At 72.6% G+C, this 6158-nt stretch carries 6 protein-coding genes; 1 reads left to right on the top strand and 5 read right to left on the bottom strand.

The features are described from left to right. Nucleotides 1-270: 270 nt before the first annotated feature. Complete coding sequence (locus C7C45_RS24540; protein WP_244200548.1) at nt 271-639, top strand: hypothetical protein; 369 nt, start codon at nt 271-273, stop codon at nt 637-639. Nucleotides 640-692: 53 nt separating this feature from the next. Here C7C45_RS24540 and C7C45_RS24535 read toward each other — a convergent pair whose 3' ends face one another. From C7C45_RS24535 to C7C45_RS24515, 5 genes are all read right to left on the bottom strand, one after another. After that, entirely contained in the window at nt 693-2102 is a 1410-nt protein-coding gene (locus C7C45_RS24535; protein WP_167454822.1) for an RsmB/NOP family class I SAM-dependent RNA methyltransferase, read from the bottom strand. Between the two features lie 23 nt (nt 2103-2125). Next, nucleotides 2126-3052, bottom strand: coding sequence for a methionyl-tRNA formyltransferase (gene fmt, locus C7C45_RS24530; protein ID WP_110566109.1), 927 nt, complete (start codon nt 3050-3052; stop codon nt 2126-2128). A 5-nt stretch (nt 3053-3057) separates the two neighbouring features. Beyond that, nucleotides 3058-3615 carry a peptide deformylase gene (def, locus tag C7C45_RS24525; protein ID WP_208641302.1) on the bottom strand — a complete coding sequence of 186 codons (558 nt, stop codon included), beginning with the start codon at nt 3613-3615 and terminating at the stop codon, nt 3058-3060. Between the two features lie 45 nt (nt 3616-3660). Continuing rightward, a complete protein-coding gene (locus C7C45_RS24520; protein WP_110566063.1) occupies nt 3661-4929 on the bottom strand; it encodes a cytochrome P450 in 1269 nt (422 codons plus the stop codon). A 121-nt stretch (nt 4930-5050) separates the two neighbouring features. After that, nucleotides 5051-6034, bottom strand: a complete 984-nt coding sequence (locus C7C45_RS24515) for an AAA family ATPase (RefSeq protein ID WP_110566062.1) — start codon at nt 6032-6034, stop codon at nt 5051-5053. Nucleotides 6035-6158 lie beyond the last annotated feature (124 nt).

The following is a 6158-nucleotide window of genomic DNA, read 5'->3' as shown; positions in this document are numbered from 1 at the left end:
GGTGGAAGCAGAGCAAAGGCGGAAACGAGCACCTCTGCCACCGGTCACCGACACCCGCTGGCTGAGCAATGTCGGCGCGCCCCGCCAGGCACAACGCCTGGCAGGCCTGGCCGTAAACACCGTTAGATCCACGAAGCTACGATCACGCTCATGAGAGCGTGGCGACTGGTGGTTGTTGCTTGCCTGGCTCCGCCGGTCTTATCAGGCTGTGGCCCCGAGCCGTCCATCACCACGACAAACACCCCGATGACGTACACGTGTTGCGATAGCTTGGACGTCGACACGGTTTACCGGCCCGGCCAGCAACTGACGGTTCACTGGACGGTCAAGCCGGGGACCGACCCCGCCGCGAAGCCCTTGCAGGTCGAACTGGCTGCGCGTCTGACCGGCCCGTATGCGGGTGTCGACGACTTGAAGGATGCCGCGACGAGTGCGGCTCAGCCCGCTGCAGGAGTGGTGACGTTCGAGGCTCCCCTGGTGCGGCCCTCCGGCGCGTCTGACGAACGCCCCGTCAGTCTCATCTCAATCGCCGAGGACGCGTCGCCTGGCTACTACAACCTGATCACTTCCGTACAGCAAGGCGAGGAAAGCGCTCTGGGAGCGAGCGTTGTCCGGGTGGCGCCCAGAACCCGAGCTTGAAGAACGGAAGGGTCCCGTGTCAACGCCAACCTCGACACGGGACCCTCCCCGACTCAGCCTCGACGCAGAACGGCGAGGAACATCGCGTCGGTGCCGTGGCGGTGCGGCCAGAGCTGCACGGTCGGTCCGTCACCCAGACCGGGCATGCCGGCCGGCAGCAGCGGCCGGGCGTCCACGAAGTCCACCGGAACCCCACTACGGCGGGCCGCCTCGGTCACCGTCACGTGCGTCTCGACCGTGTGCGGCGAGCAGGTGACGTAGGCGACCAGGCCACCCGGACGGACCGCCCGCAGCGCCGCACCGAGCAACTCCCGTTGCAGCCGGGTGAGCGGCGGCAGGTCGGACGGTTGCCGGCGCCAGCGCGACTCCGGCCGGCGACGCAGCGAGCCGAGCCCGGTGCACGGGGCATCCACCAGCACCCGGTCGAAGTGCTGCTCCGGGAGCTTCGGGTCGGCACCGACGTCGCGGCCGTCCATGGCCAGCACGGCCACCGGCAGACCCCGGGTCGCCTGGGAGACCAGCCGGGCCCGGTGCTCGGCCACCTCCACCGCGGTCACCCGCGCGCCACGCTGCGCGGCCAACGCGCCGAGCAGACCGGCCTTGCCGCCCGGACCGGCGCACAGGTCCAGCCAACGCCCGTCCGGGCCGTCCAACGGTGCGTCGGCGAGCGCGGCGGCCACCAACTGGGAACCCTCGTCCTGGACGTGGGCCCGCCCGTCGACCACCGCCGGCACGTCGCCCGGCGCACCGCCGGGCAGATAGACGGTGTACGGAGAGAAGGCGCCCGGCGCACCGCCGACCTGGTCGGCCAGCTCGATCGGGTCGATCAGCCCGGGCCGCGCGCACAGGTGCACCGGCGGGCGCTCGTTGTCTTCGATCAGGAGACGGGCCGTCTCACCGAGATCGCCGCCGAGCGCCTCGGAGAAGGCCCGCACGATCCACTGCGGGTGGCTGTACGCCAACGCCAGGTGCCCGACCGGGTCGGTCTCCATCGATGGGGCGAGCTTCGCCACCCAGGCGTCCGCGTCGCGGGTGGACACCTCACGCAGCACCGCGTTGGCGAAGCCGGTGGCGCCCGGTGCGACCGACCGGACCAGGTCCACCGTCGACGAGACCGCCGCGTGCGGCGGCACCCGGGTGTGCAGCAACTGGTACGCCCCGAGCCGCAGCGCGTCGCGTACCGGCGGGTCGATCCGGGCCACGTCCCGGCCGGCGGCGTCGGTCAGGATCGCGTCCAACGTGCCCAGGTGGCGCAGGGTGCCGTAGGTCAGCTCGGTGGCGAAGGCCGCGTCCCGGCCGAACAGCCCCTCCTCGCGCAGGATGATGGGCAGCACCAGGTTGGCGAACGCGTCGTCGCGGTGCACCGCGGCGACCGCCTCGTACGCCGCCCGGCGCGGACGGTCCATCGGTGGCCGGACCGGACGGCGGTCCCCGCCACGACCGGCCGACGGGCCGGAGCGCATCGGGCGTGTTCCCTCCGGGGCCGTCACGCGAAGTCCTCTCCGGTGCCGACCCGGACGCCGCGCGCCCAGTCGGTCGCGCCCATGGCCCGCTTGCCCGCGGCGCGGACCTCACCGAGACGCACCGGCACGGTCGCCGTGCCGGCCAGCACCCGGGACTTCTCCACCAGTAACTCCCCCGGCTTCAGTTCAGGGCCGTCGGGCACCGGCACGACCGGGCCGAGCTTCACCCGCTCGCCCCGGAACGTCGTCCAGCCGCCCGGGGCCGGGGTGCAGGCCCGCAGCCGACGGTCCACGGCGAAGGCCGGGTCACTCCAGCGCACCCGCGCGTCGTCCACGGTCAGCTTCGGTGCCAGTGACACCCCGTCGGCAGGCTGCGGCTCCGCCCGGGCGGTGCCGGCGGCGATCGCGTCGAGGACCGCCACCAGCAGACCGGCACCGGATTCGGCGAGCCGCTCCAGCAGGTCACCGGAGGTGTCAGCGGCACGGATCTCGTCGGTGAGGGTGCCGTAGACCGGGCCGGTGTCCAGGCCCTGCTCCAGTTGGAAGACGCTGGCCCCGGTCAACTCGTCACCGTGCAGCACGGCGTGCTGCACGGGCGCGGCGCCACGCCACGCGGGCAGCAGCGAGAAGTGCAGGTTGATCCAACCGTGCCGGGGGATCTCCAGGGCAGCCGGCGGGACCAGCGCGCCGTAGGCGACGACCGGCACGCAGTCCGGTGCGAGCTCGCGCAGCCGGTCGAGGAACTCGGGGTCGCGGGGGCGGGCCGGCGTGAGCACCTCGACGCCCCGCTCGTCGGCCCACTCGCCGACCGGGGAGCGGGACAGGCCACGCCCACGCCCGGCGGGCGCGTCGGGCCGGGTGACCACGGCGACCAGGTCGTGCCCGGAGGCGGCGACGGCGGCCAGGGCGGGAACGGCGACGGCCGGCGTACCAGCGAAGATCACGCGCATCGGGGTCACCGCCCCAGACCGAAGGGGTCGCTGATGTGCGGGCTCAGCTTGACCGTCGGCGGGGCCGCCTCGTCGTACCACTCGGCCTGGCGGATCGCCTTCATGGCCTCCTTGCGCCCCTGGGGATCCAGCCGGTCGAGGAAGAGCACCCCGTCGAGGTGGTCGGTCTCGTGCTGGACGCAGCGCGCCATCAGACCGGTGCCGACGATCTGCATCGGGTCGCCGAACGAGCTGAAGCCCTTGGCGATGACGTTCTGCCGACGCTTGGTGTCGAAGTAGAGCCCGGGGATCGACAGGCAGCCCTCCGGGCCGTCCTGCTCCTCCTCGTCGGGAAACTCGAGCACCGGATTGATCAGGTGGCCGAGCACGTCGTCGACGTCGAAGGTGAACACCCGCAGGCTCACGCCGAGCTGCGGCGCGGCCAGGCCGGCGCCGTTCTGCTCACGCATCGTGTCGGTGAGGTCGGCGACGAGCCGACGCAGCTCGGCGTCGAAGTCGACCACCGGATCGGCCGGCGTGCGCAGCACCGGATCCCCAAAAAGACGGATGGGCTGGACGGTCACGCGGGATGGCTCCTTCGACAGGCGGACGGGCGGTGCCGTACCAGTCTACGGAGTGCTCGGAGGCGCGCCGGCCGGCGTACCTCGATCGACCACCGCCGGTGTGCCCAGCGTCACGGGCAGGCTCTGGTAACCGCGCAGGGTCAGCCGGGTGCGGTGCCGGGGTGTCCCGGCCAGGGCCAGCTCGGGCAGGCGGCGCAGCAGCAGCGGGAAGGCCAGCTGCGCCTCGAGCCGGGCCAGGCCGGCCCCGAGGCAGTAGTGCGGGCCGGCGCCGAAGGAGAGCGGGTGCGCCTGGTCCCGGGTCGGGTCGAAGCGCTGCGGGTCGGCGAAGCGTCGCGGATCCCGGTTGGCCGCGCCGAGCAGCAGCAACGCGGCACTGCCGGCCGGCAGGTCGACCCCACCGCAGCGCACCGGCGCGGTGCTGATCCGGGTGGTCAGCTGCACCGGGGAGTCGAAGCGCAGCAGCTCCTCGACGTACGCCGGAGCGAGATCGGGGTCGGCGCGCAGCGCGGCGGCGGCCTCGGGGTGACCCAACAGCACGACGAGGCCGTTGCCGAGCAGGTTGGTGGTGGTCTCGAAGCCGGCGACCAGCAGCACCATCAGGTTGGCCAGCAACTCCGCGCCGGTGAGCCGGTCGCCGTCGGCGTCGTGCACCTGGACGAGCGCGGTGGTCAGGTCGTCGGCCGGCGCCCGCCGCCGGTCGACGACCAGCTCGACGAAGTAGTCGCGCAGCTCGGTGGCGCCGGCGTCGGCGACGGCCAACTCCTCGGCGGTGATCTCCGGCTCCAGCACCCCGGTCAGGTCACCGGCCCAGCGGCGGAACATCGGCCGGTCCGCCGCCGGCACGCCGAGCAGCGCGCAGATCACACCCACCGGCAGCGGGTACGCGAAGTCGGCCAGCACGTCGACCGGCTCACCGTCGGAGGCGCGGGCCACCATCGCGTCGAGCAGTTCCACGGCCTGGGCGTGCACCACGTCGCGCATCCCGGCGACGCGGCGCGGGCTGAACGCGCCGGAGGCGAGCCGGCGCATCCGGCTGTGATCGGGCGGGTTGGTCCGCAGCATGGAACGGGCGATCGACGACACGGCGGGGCTCGCCCGCCAGTTCGGCCACACCTCATCGCGCCGCTCGTCGTCGAGCACCCCGAGGCGGGGGTCGCGCAGCAGCTCGTCCACCTCCGGGTAACCGGTCACCACGTACAGGCCCGGCATGGCCTGCACGACCGGCCCGTGCGCCCGCAGCCGCTCGTACGTCGGGTACGGGTCGATGCGCCCCTGCGGCGACATGAGCAGTGTCATCGCCTCGGCTGCGTCCATGGCGGGCCTCCTCCGTCGGTACGTCGGAGGCTCCATCATTGCGACGCCGGGGACTTTCGGCAGCCCCCGTGGACGCGGGCCCGCCCTGCGCCGGGTTCACGCCGGCGCGGGGAACGATCCGTCAGGCGTTGGCGCCCGGGTCCCCGGCGAGCACCGCGTCGCCGCGGAGCAGCGCGGGCTCGGGCAGCGGCAGCTGGATCTTGTGGGCCGCCTCCCAGTCGTAGACCAGGCCGGGACGCACCTGAGCGGCGAAGTAGTCGATCGCGCTCATCCCGCCCACCACCGGCTCGTCGACCTCGGCGACCAGTTGGGCGGGGACCAGGGAGAAGCCGTTCTGCAGGGCGGCGCTGAGCCGGCGGTGGCCGTCGACGACGAAGAAGTACTCGCCGGTGAAACCGATCTTCAGCGGTTCCAGGGCCTCGTCGCCGGCCTCGGCCACGTCGCCGACGAAGTCGGTGTCCCACAGACCGCGCAGGGTGGCGATGTCCTCGGTCGGGTAGACGCGGGACGGGTCCAGCAGCAGCAACGGCGGCCCGTCGCGCAGCACCTCGGCGCCGAGCGTGCCCTCGTACGCGGCGACGATGTGCTCGATCACCTCGGCCGCGGAGGCCCGGGTGGTGTCGCAGATCAGGTCGTAGTTGCGCAGTCGGGCCTTGTCCACGCCGTAACGGATGATGAACCGGCTGCGCTCGCTCGCGCTGCGCTCCCGGAGCTTGGCCTTGGCCTCCTCCAGGGTGGCGTAGCTCTCCGCCGGACCGGAAGGGCGGGCGAGCACCCGCCGGGCCGCCTCACCCGGCTCGGTGATCATGTGGACCTTGAGCGCGTCGGTGAAGAAGTGCCAGGCCAGCCGGGAGTCCATGATCAGAGGCTCCCCGGAGGCGGCGATGTCCCGCTGGAGCTGGTCGACGTAGCCGTCGACGGCCTGGTCGAGCTCGGCGTGCAGGTTGAGCTGCAGCGCGGTCATCTGCCGCTGCTGCGCCATCTCCCGGTAGAGGTCTCCCACGCTGACCCGGCGCATCCCGAGCCGCTTGGCGATCTCGACCGACACGGTGCTCTTGCCGCTGCCGAGGTCGCCGTTGAAGACGATCGATTGTCCAACGGTCACGACTGGTCCACCCCTGATCACCGGCTCACAGACATCATCGACATCGCGTCCCAGCGACGCGTTCCCGCTATCGCCGCACCATCCTGCGGCGAACTCCAGCTCGGCTCGGCAGACGCTCCGTCGC

This window comes from Micromonospora arborensis (assembly GCF_003205615.1).
Classification (GTDB): domain Bacteria; phylum Actinomycetota; class Actinomycetes; order Mycobacteriales; family Micromonosporaceae; genus Micromonospora; species Micromonospora arborensis.
The sequence above is the reverse complement of the archived record's forward strand: the minus strand, read 5'-3'. Positions and strand labels throughout refer to the sequence as shown.